18 protein-coding genes and 1 pseudogene are annotated in these 26,911 nt (G+C 69.8%); 13 read left to right on the top strand and 6 right to left on the bottom strand.

Translation table 11 applies throughout. From position 1 onward, the window contains the following. Positions 1–858 precede the first annotated feature (858 nt). The 4 genes and pseudogenes from ACY34J_RS15645 to ACY34J_RS15630 form a co-directional block, all read right to left on the bottom strand. The gene (locus ACY34J_RS15645) at positions 859–1,638 is read right to left on the bottom strand and encodes a D-Ala-D-Ala carboxypeptidase family metallohydrolase (protein WP_462727085.1); all 780 of its coding nucleotides are present in this window, start codon (positions 1,636–1,638) and stop codon (positions 859–861) included. Between the two features lie 67 nt (positions 1,639–1,705). Further along, complete coding sequence (locus ACY34J_RS15640; protein ID WP_462727113.1) at positions 1,706–2,089, bottom strand: peptidoglycan-binding domain-containing protein; 384 nt, start codon at positions 2,087–2,089, stop codon at positions 1,706–1,708. A 42-nt stretch (positions 2,090–2,131) separates the two neighbouring features. Next, a pseudogene (locus ACY34J_RS15635) lies at positions 2,132–3,001 on the bottom strand (lysozyme); the annotation flags it as partial. Between the two features lie 287 nt (positions 3,002–3,288). Continuing rightward, on the bottom strand, positions 3,289–4,749 hold the full coding sequence (locus ACY34J_RS15630; RefSeq protein ID WP_462727084.1) for a PucR family transcriptional regulator: 1,461 nt from the start codon (positions 4,747–4,749) through the stop codon (positions 3,289–3,291). Between the two features lie 239 nt (positions 4,750–4,988). Here ACY34J_RS15630 and ACY34J_RS15625 point away from each other — a divergent pair, with 239 nt between their 5' ends. The 3 genes from ACY34J_RS15625 to ACY34J_RS15615 all read left to right on the top strand — a co-directional run bounded on the left by ACY34J_RS15625 (position 4,989) and on the right by ACY34J_RS15615 (position 7,644). Further along, positions 4,989–6,530 (top strand): purine-cytosine permease family protein, encoded by a 1,542-nt coding sequence (locus ACY34J_RS15625; RefSeq protein WP_462727083.1) that lies wholly within the window; start codon positions 4,989–4,991, stop codon positions 6,528–6,530. A 7-nt stretch (positions 6,531–6,537) separates the two neighbouring features. After that, a complete protein-coding gene (locus tag ACY34J_RS15620; protein WP_462727082.1) occupies positions 6,538–7,182 on the top strand; it encodes a cyclase family protein in 645 nt (214 codons plus the stop codon). 72 nt (positions 7,183–7,254) lie between these two features. Next, positions 7,255–7,644: a YybH family protein gene (locus tag ACY34J_RS15615; protein WP_462727081.1), complete on the top strand. Its 390-nt coding sequence runs from the start codon at positions 7,255–7,257 to the stop codon at positions 7,642–7,644. A gap of 74 nt (positions 7,645–7,718) precedes the next feature. Here the strand turns inward: ACY34J_RS15615 and ACY34J_RS15610 are convergent, their stop codons facing one another. Further along, entirely contained in the window at positions 7,719–7,907 is a 189-nt protein-coding gene (locus ACY34J_RS15610) for a hypothetical protein (protein WP_462727080.1), read from the bottom strand. Positions 7,908–8,239: 332 nt separating this feature from the next. Between ACY34J_RS15610 and ACY34J_RS15605 the strand changes: the two genes are divergently transcribed. Continuing rightward, positions 8,240–9,196: a bifunctional helix-turn-helix transcriptional regulator/GNAT family N-acetyltransferase gene (locus tag ACY34J_RS15605; RefSeq protein WP_462727079.1), complete on the top strand. Its 957-nt coding sequence runs from the start codon at positions 8,240–8,242 to the stop codon at positions 9,194–9,196. Positions 9,197–9,515: 319 nt separating this feature from the next. Next, the gene (locus ACY34J_RS15600) at positions 9,516–10,613 is read left to right on the top strand and encodes a mechanosensitive ion channel family protein (RefSeq protein WP_462727078.1); all 1,098 of its coding nucleotides are present in this window, start codon (positions 9,516–9,518) and stop codon (positions 10,611–10,613) included. A 243-nt stretch (positions 10,614–10,856) separates the two neighbouring features. Here ACY34J_RS15600 and pip read toward each other — a convergent pair whose 3' ends face one another. Then, on the bottom strand, positions 10,857–11,951 hold the full coding sequence (pip, locus tag ACY34J_RS15595) for a prolyl aminopeptidase (protein WP_462727077.1): 1,095 nt from the start codon (positions 11,949–11,951) through the stop codon (positions 10,857–10,859). 601 nt (positions 11,952–12,552) lie between these two features. On the opposite strand from pip, the gene ACY34J_RS15590 reads away from it, so the two are divergent. The 8 genes from ACY34J_RS15590 (at position 12,553) to ACY34J_RS15555 (ending at position 26,902) form a co-directional block, all read left to right on the top strand. Beyond that, positions 12,553–14,400, top strand: a complete 1,848-nt coding sequence (locus ACY34J_RS15590; protein ID WP_462727076.1) for a phage tail sheath C-terminal domain-containing protein — start codon at positions 12,553–12,555, stop codon at positions 14,398–14,400. A gap of 7 nt (positions 14,401–14,407) precedes the next feature. Beyond that, positions 14,408–14,932, top strand: coding sequence for a phage tail protein (locus ACY34J_RS15585; protein WP_462727075.1), 525 nt, complete (start codon positions 14,408–14,410; stop codon positions 14,930–14,932). A 122-nt stretch (positions 14,933–15,054) separates the two neighbouring features. Further along, positions 15,055–15,840, top strand: a complete 786-nt coding sequence (locus ACY34J_RS15580; protein WP_462727074.1) for a T4 family baseplate hub assembly chaperone — start codon at positions 15,055–15,057, stop codon at positions 15,838–15,840. Continuing rightward, positions 15,833–16,564, top strand: coding sequence for a hypothetical protein (locus ACY34J_RS15575; RefSeq protein ID WP_462727073.1), 732 nt, complete (start codon positions 15,833–15,835; stop codon positions 16,562–16,564). The genes ACY34J_RS15580 and ACY34J_RS15575 overlap by 8 nt, the downstream gene beginning before the upstream one ends. Next, positions 16,561–17,517: a Pvc16 family protein gene (locus ACY34J_RS15570; RefSeq protein ID WP_462727072.1), complete on the top strand. Its 957-nt coding sequence runs from the start codon at positions 16,561–16,563 to the stop codon at positions 17,515–17,517. Before ACY34J_RS15575 ends, ACY34J_RS15570 begins: the two co-directional genes overlap by 4 nt. A gap of 33 nt (positions 17,518–17,550) precedes the next feature. After that, on the top strand, positions 17,551–19,659 hold the full coding sequence (locus ACY34J_RS15565; protein ID WP_462727071.1) for an ATP-binding protein: 2,109 nt from the start codon (positions 17,551–17,553) through the stop codon (positions 19,657–19,659). 80 nt (positions 19,660–19,739) lie between these two features. Next, on the top strand, positions 19,740–20,021 hold the full coding sequence (locus ACY34J_RS15560; RefSeq protein WP_462727070.1) for a hypothetical protein: 282 nt from the start codon (positions 19,740–19,742) through the stop codon (positions 20,019–20,021). After that, positions 20,018–26,902 (top strand): eCIS core domain-containing protein, encoded by a 6,885-nt coding sequence (locus ACY34J_RS15555; protein ID WP_462727069.1) that lies wholly within the window; start codon positions 20,018–20,020, stop codon positions 26,900–26,902. The genes ACY34J_RS15560 and ACY34J_RS15555 overlap by 4 nt, the downstream gene beginning before the upstream one ends. Positions 26,903–26,911: the final 9 nt, after the last annotated feature.

Raw genomic sequence — 26,911 nt, 5'->3', positions numbered from 1 at the left:
GCAGGCTACCGGCCGACAGGCCTGTGTAACACCGCGTGATCCCCTGATATGGCGCAGGACGCGAGGTCTCGCAGGCTTCGGCGCGTGGCCGGCCTGGGAGCCCGGACACCATCCAGCTGGTATCTGCGCGTGACGGGGAGCGGGCCCGGTCACGTTCCGAGTCACAGCGGCAGATTGCCGACCGGAGCCGTGCTTGGGCGGGTAACGGCCCGCCTGGGAAGGCCCGCCCGCGTCCTCACCGCCGCCCTTCGCAAGGGGGCGGCCGGGTGACCTCCGAACCACGCCCACCGCCTCCTCTTCCGTTCCGCGCCGACAGGCGCCCCGTGCCGCCGCCGGTGGGGTCGCCCTGGCTCAGTGAGGCGGTTCGGGTCTCGGATTGCCGCGTAGAGAAGACAGCACCAGACGCCCGTAGCGCGTGGTGAGAGCAGCCGCGGTGGCGGCCACGGACAGGCCGAGGTTGAGACGATCATGAATATGGTGCACGCACTCGGCGGCTGAGCCCGATCCCGCCACTCAGTCAGCTCTTGCGCTCCCTGGGGACCGGCGCACGCCGGTCCCCAGGGAGCGTGTTGATGGGGGAAGGGTTCATTCTCTGCGCGAAGACGTGGTCGAGCCCAGAGCCACGGGAAGGCAGGCCGGAGACACCGGTGGGTGGTGTTTCCCAGGTTGGGCAGGTGAAGGCTGCGCGGAGGCATCCGCCGGGCTCAGCCGGGCTCAGCCGGGCGGCTCACCGTCTGGGAGGCGCTGAGTCACCCGTAGCCGACCAACGCCCGGCGGAAGCGGCGGCCCGCTGGGAGTACAACGTGCGGGAAGACAACTCCCATGGAGCCTTGGGGCCAACAAGGATGGAGTGCCCACTCAGACGGTGCCGCTCTCCCACCACCAGGAGCCGGAGCCGTAGGAGGGGTACTGGACGCGGCTGTCCACGTGCTGCCAGGAGTGCGTGTAGGCCTCGAGGCCGGAGAAGCCGCAGGTCTCGGCGATCTTGTACACCTGGAGGGTGGTGTGGCCGGATACCACGATGTCCGCGGCGACGCCGTAGAGGTGCATGCTGTTGGACGCGCCGCCCACCGAGTTGTTGTGGGCGATGCTGCGGAAGCCGGAGTTGATGGTGACCGAGCTGTTGCCGGCCTTCTTGCGCAGCGCCTCCAGCTTGTACATCAGGCGGCGCACGTTCTCCTGGACCTGCGTCGAGCTCACCTTGCCGCCGCTGAATCCGGAGCCGTCGTGGGAGTAGAACTCGCTCCAGTCGAAGTGTGCGGTCGAACCGTCACTGTTTTCCAGGCTGTTGAGCACACTTTGGGTCTGCGGTCCGACAACGCCGTCCGCTGAGAGGCCGTACGCAGACTGGAAACGTCTGACCGCGCCGTCCGTGGCCGGGCCGAAGTCGCCGTCCCAGGCGATGTAGGTCTGCTGGGCGCTCGACGCGGCCCAGCCGCCCACGCGGACCTGCAGTTCCGTCACGTCAGCGCCGGTGGAGCCCTGCTGAAGGGTGCGGGTCCATCCGTAGGCCGAAGCCCGGCCTGCCGACCCCAGGTTGATGGCCGCCGCCATGCCGGCCGCGGCCGCCAGCCCCGCCGCGCCACGGAGAAGGGCGCGACGGTCCGTGCCTCGGCCTCGGTTTCCTGCTGTGTTCATGAAGGTCCTCTCCTCGATCTTCGAAGCCCTCACTGTGGAAAGGGTTGTGTCGTAAGGGCTGTGCGGGTCACGCGACAAGTGCCTGCCAGGTGTTGGAGCCGACGATGCCGTCCACGGTGAGGCCGTGGGCGGACTGGAAAGAGCGCACCGCGCTGTCGGTGGCGGGTCCGAAATTGCCGTCCACGGTGAGCGAGGCGCCGTGCGCGTTGAGCTGGCTCTGCACCGCCTTGACCGCTGGCCCGGTGGAGCCCTGCCGTACGGTGACGATCAGCGCCTGCCAGGTTGCGGTTCCGACGATGCCGTCCACGGTGAGGCCGTGGGCGGACTGGAAAGAGCGCACCGCGCTGTCGGTGGCGGGTCCGAAGTCGCCGTCCACGGTGAGCGAGGCGCCGTGCGCGTTGAGCAGGTACTGCACGGTCTTGACGCGCTCGCCTGTGGCGCCCTGCTGCACAGTGGGCCAACTGGCCGTCGGTGGCGGGGTGTAGCCGCTGCGGGCGAAGGACTGCAGGTCGGTGTAGGTGCCGTTGAAGGTGTCCTGGTCGCCGGGGAAGGTTCCGGAGTCGGCGTACTGCCAGATCGTCTGGCTGGACCAGCCGGCGGGCAGGGTACCTGGAGTGCTGGAGTAGCGGGCGATCCACAGCGGGTTGGTCGCGCCGAAGCTGCTGTTGTTCCCGGTGCAGGTGGTCCACCAGTCGGTGGTGGTGTAGATCGTGGGGTAGCGTCCGACCTTGGCGTAAACCTCATCGCTGAAGGCCCGGATCCAGGCGACCATCGCGCTCTGGCTCAGTCCGTAGCAGGTGGGTCCGTACGGGTTGTACTCGATGTCCAGCGCGGGCGGCAGGGTCATGCCGTCGGCAGACCAACTGCCGCCGTGGCTGGTGAACCAGTCGGCCTGCGCCACGCCGCTGGAGTTGTTGGGCAGCGCGAAGTGGTAGGCGCCGCGGATCAGCCCGGCGTCGAACGAGCCGTTGTACTGCTGGGCGAAGTAGGGGTTGGTGTACGTGGTCCCCTCGGTGGCCTTGACGTAGGCGAAGGCGGCGCCGTTGGCCTTGACGGCCGCCCAGTCCACCGTTCCCTGGTGGCTGCTGACGTCGAGGCCGGCGGGGCCGGTGCTCACCGAGGCGGCGAGCGGCGCGGCGTGCGGGGCGCCCAGGCCAAGGCGCTGCAGCCCGGATCCGGCGTGGTCGTCCTCCGGGTGTGTCACGGGCGTGGGGGCCACTCGGTCCGGGCCGGCCTTCGCGGAGGCGACGCCGGGCAGGGTGAGCAGCAGGGACAGTGAGGCGGCGAGCAGTCCCGCCGCTGTGGCGAGTGTCCGGCTCAGACCCGTACCGGGTCTGAGCCGGAAGGTGGTGGCTGCGGGCATATGTCTTCCCCAGGGTCGGTGTGGCGGTCGGTGTGCGGGTCCGTGGGGCGAGCTTTGCAGAGCTTGATGCGGCCATGACAGCGATGGGATTCTATGCGCATAGACAGCCCCGCGGAAGGGCTGTACCGTGCCGAAACCCGGATCTGGCATGTGAACTGGGGCGATTACGGCCCCTCAGGCTGCTCGGTTCGTTGATCAGGAGGCGCCGCGGCGGCGTGCAGGGCAGCCAGCTCGCGGCCGAACCGGCCCGCCGCTCGGGCGCTCGGCAGGCCGGGCGTGCTGACGGCTCAGTCGAGCAGCCCGAGTTCCCCCGCGGCCCGGATCGCCAGCCAGACCTCGGCGAACGCGCCAGTGTTGGACATGTCGCGGCCCGTGAGCTCGCTGAAGCGGCGCAAGCGGTAGGAGAGCGTATTGGGGTGGATGTGCAGGGCCGCGGCGGCCTCGTCCGTACGGCGGTCGCGTTCCATCCAGGTGCGCACCGACGGCAGGAGCCGCGAGCCGTGAGCGGCGTCGTAGCGCAGCGCCTCGCCCAGGACGTGCTCGACGAGAGCGGTCAGCGCGGCCGGGTCGTCGGGCAGCCAGCGGCCAGTGGCGTCGTCCCCGTACCGGACGAGGGCGCGGCCGGACGCGGCGGCGTGCGAGGCCGCCCATCGGGCCTCGCGCTGTGCAACCCGCAGCGAGGCACCGGGGGAGAAGGGGCGGCTTATCCCGGCGGCGACGCCGGGGAGCACCGCGACCAGGTCGCCGAGGCGGGGCGAGCCGAGGAGATAGCGGTCCTCGCCGCGATTGAGCAGCAGGTACGGCTGATCCTCCAGGGCCCGCAGGACGGCGTCCTCGGTGACGCCCCTGACCACCGCCAGGGCGATCTGGCCCTTGAGGGAGTGCCGCTGCAAATGGCGCTGGGCGACGGCGGGGTCGAGCGAGTCCTGGAGCAGCTCGGCGAGGATCTCGGCGCCTTCTCTGCGCAGCGTCTCGCGTTCGGTACGGACCACGGCGAGCTGGAGCGCTGCCACGGTGGCGATGTGCTGCACGACGGCAAGCCCGGCCGGGCGCGCGCCTTCACGCTCGAATGCGATGAGGAAGCCTGCGGCGCCATCGGGCGAGGGCACCGGGAGGGCGAATCCGCCGGGGATGGTCGGAGGGGCGTCCGCCGAGCCGGGAATGACGGACGGGTCGGGCGCGGGCACCCCGGGCAGCAGGGGGCGGCCCTGCGTGGTGCACAGGTAGATGTCGTATCCGGACAGCTTCTCCAGGCGGTTGAAGAGCGTCGCGGTGTCCAGCTTCTCCGAGGTCAGCCAGCGCAACGCGCCGAAGACCTGGAGCTGCGCGCCGAGCCGGTGCCGGGCGTCCTCCTGGAGGGCGGCCGCGACCTCCCGCGCCACCGCGATGAACGGCACGGCCAGCGGAACCTCGAGGACCGGCATGCCCCGTCTCTCGGCGGCGGCGAAGAACGCCCGACGCAGCGGAGGCATGTGCAGCTGGGCAGAGACGGCGAGAGCGGCGACTCCGGCGTCGTCGAGCCGCTCCAGATAAGCCCGCTGTCCGGCGGCCGAGCGGGGCACGGCGAGCCCGGTCGTCATGATCATTTCGGAGCCGAGCAGCCAGGGTGTGGGGTCGTCCAGCTCGCTGACATGGGCCCAGGAGACGGAACGGTGCAGGCCGGCGGCGCCCGCGAGCAGGCGCAGCTGCAGTGCCGGGTGCGACAGCAGGTCCCCGACGGTCAGCCGCTGATCTTTGTTGCCAGCCACAAAGCAAGTTTAATTCTTTGTTCCTGGCGCAATTGTCGCCAGAATCCCGCGTTGTGCAGACTCTGCCGACCGGACCCGCACCGGAGCACGTGAGAAGGGATTGCACCGGAGATGACCGGACCCCGAGGGCCTGGGGACTCCTCCCGGGGCCCCCGCGCTTCGCGGGGCCCTGCCACGTTCGTCGCGGCCTCGCCCGTCGCCTACGACCTGATCAGCTTGTTCGCTCTCCAGGAGGACAGATGAGTGACTCCCCCGCTCTGACCGAGATCGAGCAGTACGGCGTCGAACGCATCCCCGACGCGGACCGCACCGCGAAGCCCCTCGACCTGTTCCGGGTCGCGTTCGGCGGCGCCAACACCTTCGCAACCTGCGTGCTCGGCGCGTTCCCGATCCTGTTCGGGCTGTCCTTCTGGCAGGGCCTCGCGGCGACCGTGCTCGGCCTGGTCGCGGGCGCGACAATCCTCGCGCCGCTGGCGGTGTTCGGCCCGCTGAACGGCACCAACAACGCGGTCTCGTCGTCGGCGCACCTGGGTGTGCACGGGCGGATCGTCGGCTCCTTCTTGTCGCTGCTCACCGCCGTCGCGTTCTTCTCGATCTCGGTGTGGTCCTCCGGCGACGCGCTCGTCGGCGGCGCGCACCGGCTGATGGGCGTACCGGAGAACGACGCCGTGTTCGCGCTCGCGTACGGCATCTTCGCGCTGCTGGTGCTGGTGGTGTGCGTGTACGGCTTCCGGTTCATGCTCTTCGTGAACAAGATCGCGGTGGTGGCGGCCTCCACGCTGTTCGTCCTTGGGCTCTTCGCCTTCGCCGGGGACTTCGACCCGGGCTACCAGGGCACGTTCCACTCGGTGTCCTCGGCGGGGTTCTGGCCCGCGTTCATCGGCTCGGCGCTGATCGTGCTGTCCAACCCGGTGTCGTTCGGCGCGTTCCTCGGCGACTGGGCCCGCTACATCCCGGCCGACACCCCGCGCCGCAAGGTCGTCACGGCGGCGTTCGCCTCGCAGATCGCCACCATTCTGCCGTTCTTCTTCGGCCTGGCCACCGCCTCGATCATCGCGGAGAAGGCGGCGAAGTACATGGACCCGAGCGCCCCGAACTACGTGGGCGGCCTGCTGGCGGTCTCGCCCGGCTGGTACTTCCTGCCGGTGTGCCTGCTCGCGCTCATCGGCGGCATGTCCACGGGCACCACCTCGCTCTACGGCACCGGCCTTGACTTCTCCAGCGTGTTCACCCGGTTCAGCCGGGTGCAGGCGACGATGTTCGTCGGCGTGCTCTCGATCGGGTTCATCTTCGCCGGCCGCTTCGCCGCCAACCTGTCACAGTCCATCTCCACCTTCGCGACGCTGATCATCACCTGTACCGCGCCCTGGATGGTGATCATGATGCTCGGCTACATGACCCGTCGCGGCTGGTACGACCCGGACTCGCTGCAGGTGTTCAACCGGCGCCAGCGCGGCGGCCGCTACTGGTTCAGCCACGGCTGGAACTGGCGCGGCATGGGCGCCTGGCTGGCCTCGGCGGTCCTCGCCCTGACGTTCGTCAACCTGCCGGGGCAGTTCGTCGGCCCGCTCGGCGACCTGGCCGGCGGCGTCGACCTCTCGCTGCCGGTGGGCCTGGGCAGCGCCGCCCTCCTCTACCTGGCGTTGCTGTGGCTCTTCCCGGAGCCGCGTGAGGCCTTCGGGCCCGAGGGGCCGCGCCTGGTCCGCGCCGCGCACAGGCCCGTTACGCCGATCACCACCGAGGCCGGAATGCCCGTCGCCGCGGTCACGGAAGGGGTCTGAGGCGGCCGTGCGCATCGTCGACCTGTCTGTCGAGATCACCACCGGGATGCCGGTCTACCCGGGCGACCCGCAGGTCACGCTCGCCCCGGCGCTGAAGGCCACCGCCGACGGGGTGAACGTCCTGCACCTGGACATGGGCTCGCAGTCCGGTACCCATGTCGACGCCCCGTTCCATATCGACGATGCGCTGCCGACCCTGGACGAGCTGCCCCTGGAGCGGTTCCTGGGCGAGGCCGTCGTCGTCGACGCCCGCGGCGCGCGGCCTCGCTCACCGCTCGGACCGTCCCTGTTCGAGGGCCGCGTACGGGCAGGAGCGATTGTCCTGGTGGTCACCGGCTGGTCGCAGCACTGGGGTACGGACGACTACCTCACGCACCCGTATCTGACCCGGGAGGCCGCCGAGTCCCTGGTCGCCGCTGGGGTCCGCACCGTAGGCATCGACGCGCTCAGCGTCGATCCGACCCCCGCCGACGACTTCCCCGCCCACCGGGTCCTGTGCGGCGCCCACGCCGTCATCGCGGAGAACCTCACCGGACTCGCGCATCTGCTCGATGCGCAGACGGCAGGCGAGCCCATCGAGGTCTCCCTGCTGCCGCTGCGGCTGCCCGCCGCCGACGGCGCCCCCGTGCGGGCCGTCGCCCGTATCGGCTGAAGCACCCCTTCGCTCTTCCCGTACGGAATGTCCAGCCGTCCCGTACGCAATGTCCTGCAAGGAGCACGACCCATGACCGACGAGGTCCTGAAGGCCGCGGACGCCCTGGTGTCCGCGTTCGGCGAAGGCCGCCTCGACGACTACTTCGCGGCGTTCGCACCCGACGCGACGTTTGTCTTCCACACCACCCCCGAACGTCTCACCTCCACCGCGGACTACCGCGCCCTGTGGCACCGCTGGGTCGCCGAGGACGGCTTCCGCGTCCTCGCCTGCACGTCGACCGACCAACTGGTGCAAATCCTCGGTGACACCGCCGTGTTCAGCCATGAGGTCGAGACCACGGTCAGCACCACGGCCGGTGAGGAAACCCTCCGGGAGCGCGAGACGATCGTCTTCCGCCGCCAGGAATCGGGCCACTGGCTCGCTGTGCACGAACACCTCTCGGCAGCGGCTGAGGCGTAAAGAGTCACGACGCCGACTGCGGTGCCCAGCGCCATGGCGGAGCCGATGAGGAACCCCTCGCGACCGCGGCGGATCTACGGGTCGGTGGCGGTGAGCACGGCGCCGGAGGCTGTGTCCAGTGCGCCGGACGCGGCGACGGCGAGCGGCTGATTGAACAGCACTGACGCGATCGGAACGAACAGCAGTGCCGGACCGAATCCCGTGAGTCCCTTGAGCCCGTACGCAGAGAGGGATAAGAGGTAGATGATCGCCCAGTGCGCCACACTGAGGCGGTCTCTCCGTTCGGGTTCGGGCTCATTTAGGGTGCCGGAGTCCCCGACCGGGTGTTACCCAGTGATCTTGGCTGATGGGTGGGCGGAAGAGCCACCCGTTCGGCGAGCCTTATTTCCGGGCCGGTGTCCGAAGAAGCCGCGCCCGGAGGGCGATGGTAGAGGGCCTGCCGTACTCCCGCGACAGCCGCGAGCCAGGTCGTACTTGGCCGATCAACGACGCGTGCATGGAAGGAGAGTCAACGCAGCAGCCCAGTCTGACCCCCTTCCCAAAATGCTTGACCAAGAGCAAGTATTGAGTCAAGTAATTCGTGAAGGGGTGCCCCATGGTCGGCTCAGGGAGTGACCGGGATGCCGCCGTGGCCGAGGTTCGTGAGTTCAATCGCGTGTACACCCGGCTCATCGGCGCGCTGGACTATCCGGAACGGCTGCGCACCCCGTACTCCCTCACCGAAGCCCGAGTGCTGTACGAGCTTGCGCGCCGCGGCCTCACGCACGTCCAGCGGCTGCGCGAGGATCTGGGGCTCGCGGCGGCGCACCTGAGCCGGATGCTCGGCCGCTTCGAGGAGCAGGGGCTGGTCACCCGGGAGCGGTACAGCGGTGATGCGCGTCACCAGCAGGTCCAGCTCACCGAGGCCGGCGGAGCCGCGGCCGCCGAACTGGACGCCCGGTCGAGGGACGCCATCGCCGATCTGCTCGGCCACTGCAACGGCGCCCAGATCCGGAATCTGACCGAGGCCCTGCGGACCGTGCGTTCCACACTCGTCACGCCGCCCACCCGGTCTGGCGTGCGGCTGCGGGAGCCGGAGCCGGGGGAGCTGGGCTGGATCGTGCAGGCCCACGGCGCGCTGTATGCGGGCGAGTTCGGCTGGAACGCCGACTTCGAGGCCCTGGTGGCCCGTATCGTCGCCGACTACGCCCAGGCCCACGACCCGCTGCGCGAGCGGGTGTGGATCGCCGAGCTGGACGGCAGGCCGGTCGGTTCCGTGATGTGCGTACGTGATGCGGAACCCGACACCTCCCGGCTGCGGCTGCTCCTTGTGGACCCGGCGGCGCGCGGGTACGGGATCGGGGACAAGCTCGTCGGTACCTGCATACGCTTCGCCCGCGAGGCGGGATACCGCCAACTGGTGCTCTGGACCAACGACGTCCTCACCGCCGCCCGCAAGATCTACACGCGCGCGGGCTTCGAACTCGTCGCCGAAAAGCCGCACCACAGTTACGGCGTCGACCTCGTCGGCCAGGACTGGAGCCTGAACTTGGAGGAGCCGACGCCCCCATGACTGACCGCCTGCGGGGCCGGACGTACGGGAGTTATGGGCGCCCGAGCTGTGGGGCTGCGACAAGTAGGCGCGCGAGTGCGCTGAGTCGGGGTGGGGGGCCACCGGCGTTCCCCATACGGCAGGATGCTAAACACGGCAGTCGCACGTACGTGCGCTGACGTGATTGCAGATTCCCCGAACGAACAGGTGACAACGTGACGACACAGCACGTCCAGCTCCCGTCGGCGAACGCCGCCGTCATGAGGCCGGAGGCGCCGGGCCGCCGCTCGCACCGGACGGGCGGGTTCGGCGCGCTATCCCGCGAGTCAGGAGGTCGCCGGTGAATCAGGAGGTCACACTGCACCACTTGATCGTTTCCGGCATCGCAGTGGCCGCCGGTGTGGCGGCAGGGCTGCTGTTGCGCATGGCGCTGCGGTGGCTCGGCGAGCGGGCCCGCAGGACGCGGTGGAGCGGGGATGACACGCTCGTCGACGCGTTGCGGATGCTGGCGCCCTGGGCGGCGCTGGTCGCCGGTCTGGCGGGGGCGGCCGCGGCGCTGCCGCTGACCACGAAGGTGCACCACACCGTCAACCAGGTACTGGTCTCGGTGCTCATCCTGGCCGCCACCTTCACGGTGGCCCGCGTGGTCGCCGATCTGGTGAAATCCCTCGCACTGTCCCGGTCCGGTGTGGCCGGATCCGCGACCATCTTCGTCAACATCACGCGCATCGCGGTGCTGGCGATAGGCGTTCTGGTCCTTCTGCAGACCCTGGGCATCTCGATCGCTCCGCTGCTCACCGCCCTGGGCGTGGGCGGTCTGGCCGTGGCTCTGGCCCTGCAGGACACGCTGGCCAACCTGTTCGCGGGCGTGCACATCCTCGCGTCGAGGACGGTGCAGCCCGGCGACTACATCCGGCTCAGCAGCGGCGAGGAGGGCTATGTCGTCGACATCAACTGGCGCAACACCGTGGTGCGCCAGCTGCCGAACAACCTCGTGATCATTCCGAACGCCGAGCTGGCCGGCACGATCACGACCAACTACCACCAGCCTGAAGAGCAGATGTCGGTGCTGGTCCAGGTGGGGGTCGGGTACGCCAACGACCTCGAGCACGTCGAGCGGGTGACCACCGAGGTCGCCGAGAAGGTGATGGCCGAGGTCGCGGGCGGCGTCCCCGACCACGAACCCGCCGTCCGTTTCCATACGTTCGGCGAGTCCGGCGTGAACTTCACGGTGGTTCTCCGGGCCGCTGAGTTCAGCGACCAGTACCTGGTCAAGCACGAGTTCACCAAGCGTCTGCACCAGCGATACTACGAGGAGGGAATTGATTTCCCCTTCCCGGTGCGTAGCGTGGTGCTGAGCGGCGAGGACGGGGCGAAGCTCCTGCACAAGCGCGACGTAGCGGACGCGGGCCCCGCCCCGCTGGCGACCATCGAGTAGCCACGCCGAAGCAGGCGCGCAAGACCTCTGGTGAGATCCGGGTCGGAGTTCCTCCCGACCCGGATCTCCAGCGGTCGCAACTAGCGCCGCGTCAGCCAGGGTTTGCCCGGCTCGCCGCCCTGGCACGGCCATCTGCTGCGTTGCCCGATCGACCGAGTAGGCCCACTACGAGGCCGATCGGGCGCCTTGCAGCTGACCGCACCAGGTCACCTCGCTACCGGGCAAACCCTGGCTGACGCGGCCCTAGGGTCGGTTTTCATCGCCTCCGTCCGTGCTGAGGTCGGTAGGCAGTGGCTCTGCGTCGGCCCCGTGGTCACCGCAGCAGACGAGTACAGCCGGCCCTGTACATGCCACCGGCTCTTTTGGCACCTCATCGGTGGCTGCGAACCGGTCGAGGGCCCCAAGCACATGGGCACGCGTCGCGGCGCTGCCCAGATGGCCCGCGTCTTCAACGACGATGAGCTCTGCGCCGGGCCAGGTGCGGGCGAGTTCCCACGCTGTGTCGAGGGGCCCGGCCAGGTCGAGTCGGCCGTGGACCAGGACAGCCGGGATGCCGGCCAGACGGTCGGCGTTGCGCAGCAGCGCGCCCTCTTCCAGCCACGCGCCGTGGGAGAAGTAGTGGGAGCAGATGCGCACCAGCGCGAGTTGGGCGGACGGGGGCCGGTCGCCGTAGGGGCGGGAGGTGCCCTTCGTCTCGCCGGACAGGACCGCGTCCTCCCAGGCACACCAGTCGGCCGTGGCCTTCTCCCGTACGGCGGCATCGGGTTGTTCCACCAGGCGTGCGTAGGCCCCGACGATGTCGCCGTCGCGGGGTGTGCCCGGGACGCCGGCGAGGAAACGTTCCCACTGCTCGGGGAAGAACCGGCCGGCACCCCGGTACAGCCAGTCGATCTCGGAACGCCGAGTGGTGGTGACACTGGAGATGACGATTTCCGACACCCGGTGAGGATGCTGTTGGGCGTAGGCGAGGATGAGCGTGGAGCCCCATGAGCCGCCGTACGCCAGCCAGCGGTCGATGCCCAAGTGCTGCCGCAGCCGCTCCATGTCGGCGATGAGATGCCTGGTGGTGTTGTGCCGCATGTCCGCTGCGGGGTCGCTGGCGTGCGGAGTGCTACGGCCACAGCCGCGCTGGTCGAACAGGATCACGCGGTACCAATCCGGGTCGAAGTACCGGCGCATGCCGGGGGTGCACCCTGATCCTGGGCCCCCGTGAACGACGACGGCGGGCTTGCCTTCCGGATTGCCGCAGAGCTCCCAGTACACGAGATTGCCGTCACCGACATCGAGCATCCCCGTCTCGTATGGCCCGATCGGCGGATACAGCTCACCCACCCCCATGGCTCCTCTCCGGCTACAACAGTGCCGTTACAGCAGAACAGCTGACGCCACCGGCCGCCGCGAACCCGCTTGATTTCGTCGCTCGATCATGTCTGAAAGCCGATCCGTACTGGCGTGAAAGCGAGGGTATGGCGATGTTCGGCCAGGTGGCTGGATATGCCCAGGTCACCCATATGAGGGCACGTTCCCCTTTGTGGAGGTTACGTGTCGGCGTGTCGGTGCATAGCTCTCTGTGGGGGCGTCCGGCGCTGGTGACCAGCTGTCCGGACGTGCCCCGTCCATCGGAGGAATGACCTGATGGACAGCTGTTCGCGGCACTGAGGGGGGTGAGTCGGCATGTCAACTAGCGCTGAATTCAACGAAATTACGGGAACTCCACACTTCGGAATCGCGTTGACACCCCCAGCCCGCCTCGGACAGCCTCGACCTTGCACTGAGACACCAGGCGTCTCAAGTTTCTGGCTTGAGCCTCTCGCGGTATCGGAGCCGCGAGGGACTGTGACGGGGGAACTGGTGGCAACGCGCCATGCATGGGACCGATGTGTGGAAACACATGCCCCCCTCCATACCTCCTGGTGCGCCTTGATGGAATGGAGGAGGAATGGCGATAACACCGGCCCATCCCGGCGTCTACATCGAAGAGCTCTCCAGCACCGTTCGCACCGTGGCCGGGGTCGCCACTTCGGTGACGGCATTCGTCGGGCACACCCGGCGGGGCCCGGTGAACCAGCCGGTCACGGTGACGAGCTTCGCGGACTTCGAGCGCCGGTTCGGCGGCCTCGCCGCACAGAGCCCGGTCAGCTACGGCGTCTACCAGTTCTTCCAGAACGGGGGCTCCGTCGCAGTCGTCGTCCGTGTGGCGGCGGCGGGCACCGGCACGTCGGCCGCCGTGACGCTGGCGTCCACGGAGAGCCGTAACGAGACGCCCGTACTGGAGGTGACCGCCAAGGAGCCCGGAGCCTGGGGCGCCGGACTGCGGGTCACCGTCGACTACGACACCCAGGACCCCGACGAGACCTTCAACCTGAGCGTCTTCGACACCGCCGGTGGCGTACGCGAGACCTACAGTGGCCTGTCGATGCGGGAGGGCCACCCCCGTTTCGTCGAGACCGCCGTCAACCCCGCGTCTTCCGTGACCCAGGTCAAGGCCCTCGCCGAGGACCGGCCCGACCCGGTCGGCACGGTGTCCAAGCCGTTCGGCGCCACGCTCCCCGACCTGACCCAGGAGCTCACGGTCAAGATCGGCGAGGTGGAGCGGTCGTTCACGGTCCACGAGCCCGACACCGACGGCGACGCGCCGACCACCGTCGTCCAGCTCGCCCTCCTCCTGGAGCGCAAGCTGCGGGCCCTGCCCGACGCTCCCGCCAAGCGGGCCTTCGCCGGCACCCAGGTCACCGCCTTCGGCCGGCGCCTGCAGGTCGTGGCCGGCTCCAGCGACCCGCACGACACCGTCCGCTTTCTCGGCGAAGCCGCCAACAACCTGGGCCTGGAGGCCTCCGTCAACCCGCCCGTCTTCGTCCTCGAAGGCGGCGAGGACGGCGGCACACCCGGCCCGATCGACCTCATCGGCAGCGAGGCCCGCAAGAGCGGCATCCAGGCCCTGCGCCAGGTCGAGGACGTCAACATCCTCGCCCTGCCCGAGGTCTGCGCGTACGACAACATCGATGACCAGCTCACCGTCATCTCCTCGGCCGAGGCGCTCTGCCGCGACAAGCGGATGTTCCTGCTCGTCGACGCACCGCAGTCGTGGACCGGCATCAATGCCGCCCGCGCCGGGCTGTCCGCCTTCGACACGGTGCGCAGCAGCTACGCCGCGCTCTACTTCCCGCACCTGGAGCTGACCGACCCGCTCACCGGGCGGCTGCGCAGCTTCCCGCCCTCCGGTGCGGTCGCCGGCGTCATGGCCCGTACGGACACCGAACGGGGCGTGTGGAAGGCGCCGGCCGGCACCGAGACCCGGCTGGCGGGCGTACGGGCCCTGACCGTACCCATGACCGACCGGGAGAACGGCCTGCTCAACCCGCTGGGCGTCAACTCCCTGCGGACGTTCCCGGTCGTGGGTCCGGTGGTCTGGGGTGCCCGCACCCTGGACGGCGCCGACGCCCTGAGCTCGCAGTGGAAGTACGTACCGGTCCGCCGCCTCGCGTTGATGATCGAGGAGAGTCTGTACCGGGGCACCAAGTGGGCGGTGTTCGAGCCCAATGACGAGCGGCTGTGGTCGCAACTGCGGCTCAACATCGGGTCGTTCCTGCACACGCTGTTCCGGCAGGGCGCCTTCCAGGGGACCAACGCGCGCGAGGCGTACTTCGTCAAGTGCGACAAGGACACCACCACGCAGGACGACATCAACCGCGGCGTGGTCAACGTCGTGGTCGGGTTCGCGCCGGTGAAGCCCGCGGAATTCGTGATCGTCAAGATCGAGCAGATGGCCGGCCAGTTCGAGATTTAGGATTCTGATGGCTGAGTTCACCGTTAACGCGCAGCGTTTCGACCCGTACAAGAACTTCAAGTTCCTGGTCGTCTGGGACGGGCGGATCGTCGCGGGCATCAGCAAGGTCAGCCCGCTCAAGCGCACCACCGAAGTGGTCAAGCACCGCAACGGCGGCGACCCCAGCTCGCCGCACAAGTCGCCGGGCCGCACCGAGTTCGAGGCGGTCACTCTGGAGCGGGGCGTCACCCACGACCCGGAGTTCGACCGCTGGGCCAACAAGGTGTGGCAGGTCGGCGCCGGCCGCGGCTCCGAGGTCTCGCTGCGCGACTTCCGCAAGGACCTGGTGATACAGGTCCTCAACGAAGCCGGGCAGGTCGCGGTGGCGCACAAGCTCTACCGGGCCTGGCCGAGCGAGTACCAGATCCTCGGCGAGCTGGACGCCAACGCCAACGCGGTGGCCATCCAGAGCCTCAAGCTCGAGTGCGAAGGCTGGGAGCGGGACTACGAGGTTCCCGAACCCGAAGAGCCGAGCTTCACGCACCCGGCCTGAGACGCGCGGCCTGACATCCGAATCCGAGATCCAGATCCGAGATCCAGATCCGAGATCCAGATCCGAAGTCCGAGATCCGAGACATGAGTCCTGAGATCTGAGCATCGAACCGAGGCACACGCGTGAAGCACAACGGGGCCGCCGAACTCCCCCACGCCATACGGCCGGGGGATCTCCTCGCCACCTGGGAGGCGGGGCTCACAGCCGGGAACACGACCCGTGCACTGCTGCTGCACGCCGTGGCCCGGCCGCGGGAGGGCACCGACGAGCTGCTGACCAGGCCCGTCGGCGAGCGTGATGCGGACCTGTTCGGCCTGCGGCGGATCCTCTTCGGGGACCGGATGAACGTGCAGGTCGAGTGCGGCGCGTGTGGCGAGGAGATGGAATTCGACTTCGACGCCGCGGCTGTGACCGGCGCGAAGCGGCTCTCGGAAGGGCCGCTGACGGTCGAAGCGGACGGCTGGTACGTCGAGTTCCGGCTGCCGACCACCGGTGACCTCGTCGCCGTCGAGGGGCTGGGAGCGGACCGGGCCAGGAGGGAACTCCTCGCCCGGTCCGTACTCCGCGCCCGGCGCGACGGCGACGAGGCGGGGACTGACGGCGATCTCGGTGAGGCCGCCGTCGATGAGTTCCCCGCCGAGCTGCAACAGCGGATCGCCGAGGCCGCGGCCGAAGCGGACCCGTACGCCGATGTGATGCTGAACGTCGCCTGCCCCGAGTGCGGGCAGCAGACCAAGGCCGAACTGGACATCGCCCCCTATCTGTGGGCCGAGCTGGACGCCTGGGCCCGCACGACCCTTCTCGACGTCCACCTGCTGGCCACCGCATACGGCTGGAGCGAGCCGGAGATTCTGGCGCTCAGCCCGCTGCGGCGCCGCTACTACCTGGAGCTGTGCGCAGATGCCTGACTTCTTCGACCGCCTGCTGGCGCGGAGCGTGCCGGAGACCGGCGCGCCGTCCGCCGACGGCACGGTACGGGTACGCCCGCGCCTGCCCGGCCCCTTTGAGCGGATCGAGGCCGTGCGGGCCGAGCCCCCGCTCCTGGACGAGCCAGCGCCGCAGCCGGGCCGGCCGAGCGCGGCCGTACGGGCGGTGGTACGGCATGAGCGGGAGGTCGTAACCGACCGCCACACCGTCGTACGAGCCCCCGCTCAGCCGACGGTCCCGCGGGACGAGCCGGCCCGGCCCGCACCCGCCCCCATCGGCCCGCGGCCGGCGGCCCCGCTGCTGCGGGCCGCCGCGCAGGTGACGCCTGAGCCGCGTGACGGTCTGTCAGACAGCAGCGCTGGGCGTTCGGAGCGCCCGTCCGACTCGCCGCCCGTAGCCGCGACTCCCCGGCCGGCCGCGGCCGTTGTCCGCCCTGCCCGTACCGGAGTTGCCCCCGCCTTCGCCGCGGCGGTTCGTCCGCGCGCCGTCGACGCCGCCGCGGCCCGCAACGCCGCCAAGTCCGGCATCGGACGGCGGCAGCAGCCCGCGGAGCGCGTCGTCCATGTGCAGATCGGACGGCTCGAAGTCAGCGCGGCGGCTCCCCGGGACTCCCGTAGTGCCACAGCGCCCGCCCGGCAGCCGGGCCGGCGCGCCCCCGCCCTCGCCCTGGACGCATTTCTGTCGCGAGAGGAGACGCGCTCATGAGCAACGCCCTCGCCATCGCGACGGTCACCCAGGCGCTGGCGCTGCAGCTGGTGAACGGCCTGCGGCCCGAGATCGATATGGCGGTGTCCGTCGAGACCCGCAAGCCGCATACCGAGCCGCCCACCGAGCCGACCATCACGGTCTTCCTGTACCAGGTCACCCCGAACGCGTCCCTGCGCGGCAACGACCTGCCGACCCGGGCCTCGGACGGCACGCTGATCAAGCGCCCGACCGCCGCACTCGACCTGCACTACTTGATCAGCGCCTACGGCGATGAGACCGAGCTCGTCGGGCAGCGGTTGCTCGGCTGTGTGGTGCGGACGCTGCACGAGACGCCGATTCTGTCCCGGGAGTTGATCGAGGAGGCGGCGCAGTTCCCGTACCTGGCGGGTTCGGATCTGGCGCTCTCACCGCAGAAGGTGCGCTTCACACCGACGCAGATGGACGTTGACGAGACCTCCAAGCTGTGGGGGATGCTCAACCAGACGCCGTATGTGGTGTCGGTCTGCTACCAGGCGTCATTGGTCCTGGTGGAGGGCCGGGCAACGCCGGTGGAGGGGAAGCCGGTGGAGCGGGTGCACGTGGACGTGCTGCCCTCGGTGGCGGCCGCCGTGCCGACGGCGCCGACGGCAGGGGCGGGCGGCAACGGATCCGGCGGCTCGAGGCCTGCGGCGAAGACAACTACCCCTGTCGCCGCCGAGGAGGACGCGGGCGGTAAGGGCGCACGCCGGGCTTCCGGCACGGCGGCCGAAAAGCCGGGCAGGCAGCGGAGATCGGCCACCGGCATGCGCGAGGCGGAAGAGACCGGGCTCTCGACGTCCGGGGAGGGCGCGGCCGCGAAGAAGACCGCCGCGACCCCCGCCCGTCGGCGCAAGGCCTCCGGGACGGCGCAACGCGGTGGCCGGACCGGCTCAGCCGAGGCGTCGGACGGCGGGGCGAGCGAGAAGAGCTGAGACAGGGTGCGGAATTCGGGGGGAGGCAAGGACATGGGCACACCGGGCGGGCGAGCGGCGGCGGACGGCCAGGCGCTGGCGGCAGCGGTACGGGCTGTCCTGGCGCGCCTCGACGCGCACGCCGGGCGCAGCGGCAACGGGGTGCCCGGTACGGCCGCCGACTCCCGCGCCGAGGGTCGTACCGGCTCGGGTGACGACGCCGGTGCCCGCGCCCGTACCGGCGCCGGTGTCGACGTGCGTGCGCAGGTCCGTACCGAGGGCTCTCAACTTCCCGCGCACTCTGACCGATCCGGAGCAACCGCCGAACTGCCCGCCGGCCCCACCACCCTGGACGCGCTCGGCGCCTGTTTCGGCCTGAGCTCCTTCGAGCGCGAGATCCTGCTGCTGACCGCGGCCGCGGAGCTGGACCCGACCACCGCCAGCCGCTGCGCCGCCGCCAGCGGCGACCCCTCCCGCACCCACCCCACCTTCGCCCTCGCGCTCGCTGCCCTCGGCGACCCGCACTGGAGCGCGCTGACGCCCGTCGCACCGCTGCGCCGCTGGCGGCTCGTCGAACTCGACGATGAGATGCGGCTGACCACCTCCCGGCTCCGTATCGACGAGCGCATACTCCACTTCCTGGTCGGCTCGCCGTACCTCGACAGCCGCCTGCACGGCCTACTGCGCCGCAGTCCCGTGCCCGACAGCCTCCCCGCCTCCTACGACCTCGCCGCCGGCCGCGTCGCCGCAGGCTGGGCCGGCTCCGGGGCAGACGCCCCGCTCCGCGCCGAGCTCGTCGGCGGCGACCAGCGCACCCGTGCCGACATCGCCGCGGCGGCCGCCCGGCGCTCGGGCCTCGGCCTGTACGCGATGGCCGCCGACGACCTGCCCACCGACCCCGCCGAGCGCGACCGCCTCGCCCGGCTCTGGCAGCGCGAGGCCATCCTGCTGCCCGCGGCCCTTCTCCTTGAGGTCGGCGAGCTGGACCGGGAACAGGCCGCTGCCACCGAGGCGTTCATCGTGACCGCCGCCGTTCCGCTTGTTGTCTCCAGCCAGGACCCGCGGCCGACCGGCCAGGCCCGTGGGGAGCGCGTCACCGTCCCCTCGCTCGACTCTGACGAACAGCTGGGGCTGTGGGCCGAGGCGTTCGCGGACGTACCGGAGGTGGCGGAGGAGCATCTGCGTGAGCTGGTCGCGCAGTTCTCGCTGCCGCCGCACGTCATCCGGTCGGCCGCCGCGACCGTACGCCGGGACCTGCTCGAGGATGGGGGCACCTCCCGGCCGGAGGCCGGGGGAGGGCTGGACGCCGCCGAGCTTGCGTGGCGGGCGGGCCTGACAGAGGCCCGGATCGGTCTGGACGAACTCGGCCGCCGTATCGAACCCGGTGCGGGCTGGAGCGATCTGGTGCTACCCGGACGGCAGTTGCGGATCCTGCGCGAGATCGTCGCGCACGTACGGCAGCGGGGGACGGTCTACCAGGAGTGGGGCTTCGAGCAGGTCCTGCGCAAGGGCCTTGGTGTGACCGCCCTCTTCGCGGGCGGCTCCGGGACGGGCAAGACGCTCGCCGCCGAAGTAATGGCCAGGGAACTGGGCCTGGACCTGTTCATCATCGATCTCTCACAGGTCGTCAGCAAGTACATCGGCGAGACCGAGAAGAACCTGCGCAAGGTCTTCGACGCCGCCGAACGCGGCGGCGCCCTGTTGCTGTTCGACGAGGCTGATGCCCTCTTCGGCAAGCGCAGTGAGGTCAAGGACAGCCACGACCGGTACGCCAACCTCGAGGTCAGCTATCTGCTGATGCGGATGGAGGCGTACCGGGGCCTGGCCATCCTCACCACGAACATGAAGAAGGCCCTCGACCCGGCCTTTATGCGGCGTATCCGCTTCGTCGTCGACTTTCCCTTCCCCGGGGTGCCGGAGCGCGCCGAGATCTGGCGGCGGGTGCTGCCCGCGCAGGCGCCGATGAAGGACATCGACCCGGAACGGCTGGCCCAGCTGACCGTGGCCGGCGGCTCCATCCGCAATATCGCGCTGTCCGGTGCCTTCCTCGCGGCGGAGGAGGGCGAGCAGCTGCAGATGAGGCACATGCTCGCCGCGGCCCGTACCGAGTACCTGAAGCTGGAACGCTCCTTGACGCCCTCGGAGGTCCACGGATGGGTCTGAACGAGGCTCTTCCCCCAGCTACCGCTGGGTGGGGGTCCCCCCGGCGCAGCCAGGGGGCGTACCCCCATCGCACCATACGGGTGGAGATCGGCGAGCTGGCCCTGGCGGGATTCGACCGGGTCGATCCGGAGCGGGTCTCGGCCGCCTTCCAGGCGGAGCTGGCCCGGCTGGTACGGGAGCGCGGCGTACCGCTGGCGGCGGACGGCGCCGACCGGGCGCTGGAGGCGCTGTCCGGGCTGCCGCCGCTGCCCGCCGGCACCTCGCCGGGACGCCTCGGCGAGGCTCTGGCGCGCGCGGTGCATGCCGGGCTGTCCGGACGTGGTGAGCCCCCGTCGCCGGCTTCGGGACGGAGGCGGCGATGAGCGCGAACCAGGCCGCGGCCCAGGACTCCCGCTCGGCGGAGGCGTCGAAGCGGCGCAAGCGCAAGGAGCGCGCGGCCACAGTCCGTACGCCCGAGCCGAAGGAGATCGTCAGCGGCGCGGGGCAGCCGCTGGATCTGAGCGTGCGGCGCGAGCTGGAGGAGCGGCTCGGCCACGACTTCAGCCGGGTGCGGCTGCACACGGACCGGGACGCGAGCGCGCTCACGGAGATGATGGGCGCCGACGCGCTCGCGGTCGGTCAGGACATCTTCTTCCGCGAGGGGATGTACCGCCCGGGCACGGCCGAGGGGAACCGGCTGCTCGCCCATGAGCTGCTGCACACCGTCCAGAACCCGGACGGCCTGGGCGCGTTGCGAGCGGGCCGCGACCTGGGTGCGGTCAGCCTGCCCCAGCAGGCGATCGAACGCGAGGCGGAGTCCGCCGCGCAGGATCTCGTACGGGAAGAGGCCGAGCCCGCGGCGGAGGTGAAGCAGGGCCAGGCCACGCCCGGATGGCTCCGTTACGCGACGGTGGACGCGAACCGAGCCCGTACGGAGAAGCTCGACCCGGCGACGCTCGTCGACCGGCTCTCGAACAACATTCTGCGCTCGCTGCGCGGCGACCCGACCGATGCCTCGGGCCGGGTGCGGCTCCAACTGGCCCGGTTCTCGCCGGATGTGCAGGATTCGGTTCTGGGCCGGCTGGAGAGGCGGCTTCCCACGCCGGATCACGAGCGGCTGCTGGAGATGGTCGAGGAGGCCGAGGCCGGCATTCCCGGGCTGCAGCCCATGGTGGCGCTGCCGCCGCTCGCCGACACCGTCGAGCAGGACGAGGCCGAGGACGAGCGCCGGCAGACGGCGGCCGAGGACGGCGAGAAGCAGAAGGAATCCACGGACAGGGACGCCCGCGAGGAGCAGCGTGAGCGCGGCGACAGCGCGGGCGGCGCCGAGCAGAGTCCGGGCGTGGGTGGGCCGGCGCCCGCGCGGGGCGCCGGCCCGGGCACGCAGCAGGGCCAGGCTCAGCGGGCGCAGCAGCAACAGCGGGACACGCAGGCCGAGAAGAAGGCAGCGGCCGGGGAGAAGCAGCAGCAGGACGAGCGGGCCGAGGACGCCGACAAGGCCAAGGACGCCGGGCAGGCCAAGAAAGAGCAGCAGGAGAAGGAACAGGAGGAGGCCAAGCAGGCCGATCAGGAGAAGGAACAGCAGCAGGCCGAGGACGAAAAGCGGCAGAAAGAGCAGGACAAGGAGAAGAGCCAGAAGGAGAAGGAGTCCGACGACCCCGGCTCCGACAAGCGCAAGCGCAGGGAGGACGAGCAGGGACCCGCCAAGGGCTCCAAGCGGGAAGAGCCCGACCCCAAGGCCAACGGCCAGCCGGGCAAGGTGCGTCCGGACAAGGTCGACGAGCAGGCGGAAGGCCGGGACAGTTCGCTCAGTCAGCACGGCCTCAACGAGAAGGACGAGGACGAAGGCGACCCGCGCGAGGAAGAGCAGCCGATCGGGCTGGAGGCCGGGTCCGACAGGGACATCGAAGGCGGCGCGGCCGACGACAAGAAGTCGGGCGGCGGCAAGGGCGATATCGAGCTGAAGCCCGAGGACTTCATCCCGGACGCCGACCTGGATGTGTCGTCCGTACCGACCGCCGACCAGATCTCCTTTGACTCCAGTGGCTCCGCCTCCGCCCCGGAGGCGCCGAGCTTCTCCGCCACGCCGCCGCCCACCAAGGCCGAGCAGGTCGAGCAGGCGCGCGAGGAGGAAGAGGACGACGCGGAGGCCGAGGAGGAGCCGGAGTCCGAGGCCAAGGCGCCCGGCGCCGAACGGGGCCCGGTCGAGGGCGAAGCCCCGCAGCCCGAGGGTGGCCCGGCCGCCGACGCCGGGGACCGCGGCGACAGGGACTTGCAGCCCGAGAAGGCCACGGACCAGGAGGTCGGCCCCGACCCGGAGACCACCGAGCGCGAGGCCGCGGAGCCCGAAGCCGAGGAGAACAAGGACCCCGGCGAGCAGCAGGACGCGGAAGAGGACGGCGCCAAGGCCGCGTCCAGGGACAAGGACGACCAGGAAGAGAAGGACGAGGACGGCAAGGGCGAGGAGGAGAAGCCGGAGGCCAAGGACGCGGCGGCCGAGGAGAAGGACCACAGGGAGCGGAAGGAGCAGGAGGAGCGCCGGGACGCCAAGTCCGGTGGCGCGGCTGCCGCTGCTGCGGTCGGCAGGCCGGCCGGCGCCGCCTCGACGGCCTCCGCAGGCCCCGTATCCTCTGCGACCGCCCTCACTGCCGCCCGTAGGCCTGCCGGTGCCCGGACCGAGCCGACGCCGACCGCGGACCGTAAACCCTCCCCTGCGGTACGGCGTGCCGCAGAGCCGGCCAAGGGCACGGCCGCCGAGGGCGGGCCAGGGGCCCAGGCCCCCAATCCGCAGGGCGCGGGTGCCGCGCCCGCCGGTCCTGTCGGCGATACGGAAAGGCCCGCCGGACCGACGACCGCCGCAGGCCCCGGTGCCGCCCCCAAGTCGATGCGGACGGCGGTCAGCCCGGCCGCCGAGCAGGCCGAGACCCCGGGGAACCTGGCCGCCCCGGAGGGCACGAAGACCCAGCCCGAGGCATCGCTGGAGAAGGACGGCGGAGCTTGCGCGGGAGCCCCGCAGCCCACGACGGGCGAGCAGGACGGCGAAGGCAAGAGCGGCTGCGGCGGCGGTGGCGGCGGCCAGGAGAAGCAGGAGAAGCAGCCGGAGCCGCCGGACGTATCAGGGCAGGATCCGAAGGCGGCGCTGGACACGGTCAGTCAGCTGCCCCCGGATCAGGCGCAGGCCGCACTCCCCGGCGTGGACGCGGCCGCTGAGCAGAAGACGAACGAGGAGCGGCAGGAACTCGCCGCGAACCCGCCCACCCGCGAACGCCCGTCCGGCGCACCGCAGACCCAGTCCGCTCCTCCGGAGGCCGCACCCCCGGCCGACCCGGTGACGGGAAAGGTCGAGGAGGTCCAGCCAGCGGGGCAGGGCGAGAAGCAGCAGGCCAAGGGCGGCGACAAGGCGGACGGCAGGAAGCCGTCCGAGGAGGTCGCGAAGCCGCACGTGGCGAACGGCACGGATGGCAAGGTCAGCGCCGAGAGTGCCAAGAACATCGAAGCCGCGGCCGATCAGGTACCCACGACCGACCCGGAGCTGTACAAGACGGTCGGCCCCGCGCCGCCCATCAAGCTCGAGGGCGAGAGCGACCCGAAGCGTACGGACAAGCAGGCCGAGAAGCTCAAGGAAAAGCAGTCCCAGATCCAGGACACGGGCCGCCAGGACGCGGCCAAGCCCATGGGCGAGGACCAGATCTTCCCGGATGTCCCACAGGAGCAGCTGCGGGGCGATGTCCAGGGCGGCGGTGGTGGCGGTGGCGGCCAGGCCGCGTCAGCCGGGCCGCGCGCCGACCAGGGCGTTGCGGTCGTCGCCAAGCAGGAGCGCGGCTCGGAGGTGAAGGCCGCCGCGGGCGACGCCCGCGGCGAGATCGCCACCAAGGAGAAGGAACAACAGCAGAACGAGCAGCAGCAGAAGCGGGAAAAGCAGCAGGAGATCGACCGGGAGGTTGCGAAGAACGCCGAGGCACAGACGGGCGAACGCGGCCAGGCCGCCGAGCAGGCCAAGGCGGAGCGCCAGAGCTGGCGCGAGGAGCAGGACAAGAAGCTCGAGGACGCGGACAAGGACTCCGAGAAGGAGCACCGCGACAAGAACCAGGACATCACCAAAAAGCGCGAGGACAAGGACAAGGAGGTCAAGGACAGGAAGGACAAGGACAACGATCAGATCGTCAAGGAGCGGGAGAAGGCCGAGAAGGACGCCGAGAACAAGAAGGAGGAGAAGAAGGACGAGGGCGGGGGCTTCCTCGGCTGGGTCGCCGACAAGGTCGGTGACTTCTTCGACGCGCTCATCAGCGCCGTCACCTGGATCTTCGATCAGGCACGCAAGGCCATCAACGGTCTGATCGAGGGCTTCAAGAAGTTCGTCAACGAGGCGATCGACCTCGTACGCGACTTCGCCATCCAGATGATCAAGGCGGTCGCGACCGCGCTCATCGCGATCGGCGACGTACTGCTGGCAGCCTTCCCGGAGCTGCGCGACAAGTTCCGCAAGAAGATCGAGGAACTGCGTGACAAGGCGATCGCCAAGGTCAACGAGTGGGCCGACAAGCTCAAGCAAGCCGTCAACAAGCTCCTCGACCTTCTGGCGGCCGGACTCAACAAGCTGCTTGACGTCCTGGAAGCCGGGATCAAGGGCGCCATCGAGATCTACCGGAAGGCGATCGTCGGCGCGATCAAGTTCGCGCAGCAGGCCATCGCCGCGCTGGGCAAGTTCGCGGCCCTGGTCGCGGACATCGCCCCGGACCCGGGCGGCTGGCTGAGCAAGCTGGGCAGCTCGGCCAAGGCCGGCATCCAGGACCACTTGTGGGGCGCCATCAAGACGGGCGTCAAGCGGTGGTTCGACGAGAAGGTCGAGGGGATCCTCGGCCTCGGCAAGACCATCATCAACGTCCTGGTGAAGGGCTGTATCTCGATCAAGCAGATCGGGAAGATGGCGTGGGATGCGCTCGTGGCCTCCCTGCCGATGATGATCGCCTCGATTGTGATCGAGAAGGTCGTCTCGATGCTGGTGCCGGCAGCGGGCGCGATCCTGACGATCATCCAGGGCCTGATGGCGGCCTGGGACACCATCAGCAAGATCATCGCGGCCTTCGGGAAGTTCTGGGCCTACCTGAAGGCGGTGAAGGCCGGCCCGGCCGCGTGCCTCTTCGCGGAGGCGGTCGCGGCTGGTGTCGTCGCGCTGCTGGACTTCATCACCAACTTCCTGCTGCAGCGCATGAAGGGCGCGGCGAAGGGAGTCGGCAACCGGCTGAAGGCCATGGCCCAGAAGATCGCCAAGGGCCTGAAGAAGACGGGCAAAGGCGCGCGGAAGGCAGCCGGCGGGGCGGTCAACCGGGCGCGGGGCGCGGTGCGGAAGGCCGCGCAGGCGCTGCGCAGGCCCGAGGGGCCGTCGGTCCAGAAGGGACCGCGGGTCCCTGGCCGCCGCTCGGCCCCGACCGACCGCAACCCAGGCGCGCGCCGCCCGACGGGCCGGGGCCCGGACCACCGCAACGACCGCCCGTCGAGCCGCAGGCCGGACCGCGAGAAGGACCTGCGGCACGAGCGGGACAGGGACCGCGAGGAGCGGCGGAAAGCGGCGCCGGGGCGTAGGCAGGAGCATCCGGACACCCGGAAGCCGGGTGGTGACAGGACTCCGGACGCCAAGCGGAACAAGACCTCTGACAGGACGCCTGAGAAGCCGAAGAAGAAGGAGACCGAGGCTCCCAAGCGCACGAAGCCGCGCAAGCCGAAGTCGCCGCTCGGCCGCGCCCTGAAGAAGGCCAAGAAGTCGGTCAAGTCTGCCTTGCGGAAGGTCCGCAACGCCGGCCGTGCGCTGGGCAAGAAGCTGCGCAACAGCAAGGTCGGCAAGGCGCTGTCCCGGAGCGCGAAGCGGCTGCGCGACGCGTTCAAACGCAAGCGCGACTGGCTGCGCGACCGCCGGAAGCTCCGCAAGGACCAGCGGAAGCAGCAGCGCGACGACCGCCGCAGGAAGGAGAACTCCAAGGAGTCCAAGGAGGCCCGGCTCCGCAAGATCATCGCCCGGATCAAGCCTCGGCTGACCTCGCTCCTCAACCGTGGGACCAGGGACGGGGCCTTCCGCGCCACTCTGGCCGCGATGCGGGTCTGGTATCGGCTCACCCAGCTTTCACGTGGCAGCGGAACATCCTTCAGCGTCGAAGCCGCGCTGAATCCCCGACTCCCCGCGGTGGACAACGCGCGCGAACTGCGTGAAGAGGATCTGGAACAGCGTGTCATGGCCTACATCCAGCAGGCTCTGGCAAAGGCGCAAGGCGGAAACAATTTGCTGGCCACCTACCAGCAAATGAAGGGCGACAAGGGTTTCAAGAGCAGCGAGAAGGGAACCGTAACGAACTACACTGTCGGGGAGAATCAGTCCCTTCACTTCTCCCGCACAAAGGGGCCGAACTCCGATCTCTCCGGTGAAATCAATGTCGCACCACACCCGGACGAAGTCGATCTGACCACCGGTATCGGCCCCTACGCTGCGATGGCCCAAGAAGCTGAAAACCAGAGGCTGGGGAACACTCTCGGTACTCACGGGCTGCAGATTCTCAAGAACGAGGACGACATCAGTAAGTTCGGTAACGGCCGCCAGCTGCCGGCTCAGGTAGCGCTCGTCAGGTCATTGGCCGAGGGACTGCGCGTACCGCTCATGCTTGCCGTCGGACCCGCTGAGTTGCGTCTCGTCGAGCAGGGCAAGCGTTCGCCGGACGATATGCTTCGGAGAGGCGTTCTGACACAGACCGGGGCGAATCGCCTGACGGCGCCGATTCGCGGGTTTCTGACAAGCACTGGCAGGCGCCTCAAGAAGCTGACGGAAGCACTCAAAGGAAATTCCCGTAGCGAGAAGGGGCAACAGGTTTCTCCCGAGCAAGTATGGAACGAGCTGGCAACTGCGCAGAAGAGGTTTGCGCGGGCCAACGACAGCGAGATGCTGAATCGAGCATGGCAGGCCAGGAGGCCCCAGGTCGTGGTCGGTGAGGACGGTCAACCCCAGCGTGATGCACGAGGGCGCAAGGTATACGACGTGCAGAAGAGCGAGATCACCTCAGCAGAAATCAACGCCCAGAAGAAAAAGGGTGGTACGTCCGCGGGTGAACTTCAGAAAATGCGTGACACGATCGTTGACCTACTCCTGGCCGAGGGTGTCGTTACCAACGAACAGCATAAGAAGCGGGCTGTCGAGGACCTTTTGGAGGGCATCGACGAGCTCTTCGGTGACCACGAGTGGCTATTCAAGGTCTATGGCCTCGACCAAGGAAACAGGTAAGGAGCGGCG

The sequence above is a fragment of the Streptomyces sp. HSS9-12 genome (genome assembly GCF_054963655.1).
Note: the sequence above shows the minus strand (reverse complement) of the source record. Positions and strands in the feature narration are given on the sequence as shown.

Bases quoted from the DNA above. Each gene is read 5' to 3' on its own strand.
- ACY34J_RS15645 (WP_462727085.1), bottom strand. From the start codon at position 1,638: ATGAACACAGCAGGAAACCGAGGCCGAGGCACGGACCGTCGCGCCCTT.
- ACY34J_RS15625 (WP_462727083.1), top strand. From the start codon at position 4,989: ATGAGTGACTCCCCCGCTCTGACCGAGATCGAGCAGTACGGCGTCGAA.
- ACY34J_RS15615 (WP_462727081.1), top strand. From the start codon at position 7,255: ATGACCGACGAGGTCCTGAAGGCCGCGGACGCCCTGGTGTCCGCGTTC.
- ACY34J_RS15605 (WP_462727079.1), top strand. From the start codon at position 8,240: ATGGTCGGCTCAGGGAGTGACCGGGATGCCGCCGTGGCCGAGGTTCGT.
- pip (WP_462727077.1), bottom strand. From the start codon at position 11,951: ATGGGGGTGGGTGAGCTGTATCCGCCGATCGGGCCATACGAGACGGGG.
- ACY34J_RS15590 (WP_462727076.1), top strand. From the start codon at position 12,553: ATGGCGATAACACCGGCCCATCCCGGCGTCTACATCGAAGAGCTCTCC.
- ACY34J_RS15585 (WP_462727075.1), top strand. From the start codon at position 14,408: ATGGCTGAGTTCACCGTTAACGCGCAGCGTTTCGACCCGTACAAGAAC.
- ACY34J_RS15575 (WP_462727073.1), top strand. From the start codon at position 15,833: ATGCCTGACTTCTTCGACCGCCTGCTGGCGCGGAGCGTGCCGGAGACC.
- ACY34J_RS15570 (WP_462727072.1), top strand. From the start codon at position 16,561: ATGAGCAACGCCCTCGCCATCGCGACGGTCACCCAGGCGCTGGCGCTG.
- ACY34J_RS15565 (WP_462727071.1), top strand. From the start codon at position 17,551: ATGGGCACACCGGGCGGGCGAGCGGCGGCGGACGGCCAGGCGCTGGCG.
- ACY34J_RS15555 (WP_462727069.1), top strand. From the start codon at position 20,018: ATGAGCGCGAACCAGGCCGCGGCCCAGGACTCCCGCTCGGCGGAGGCG.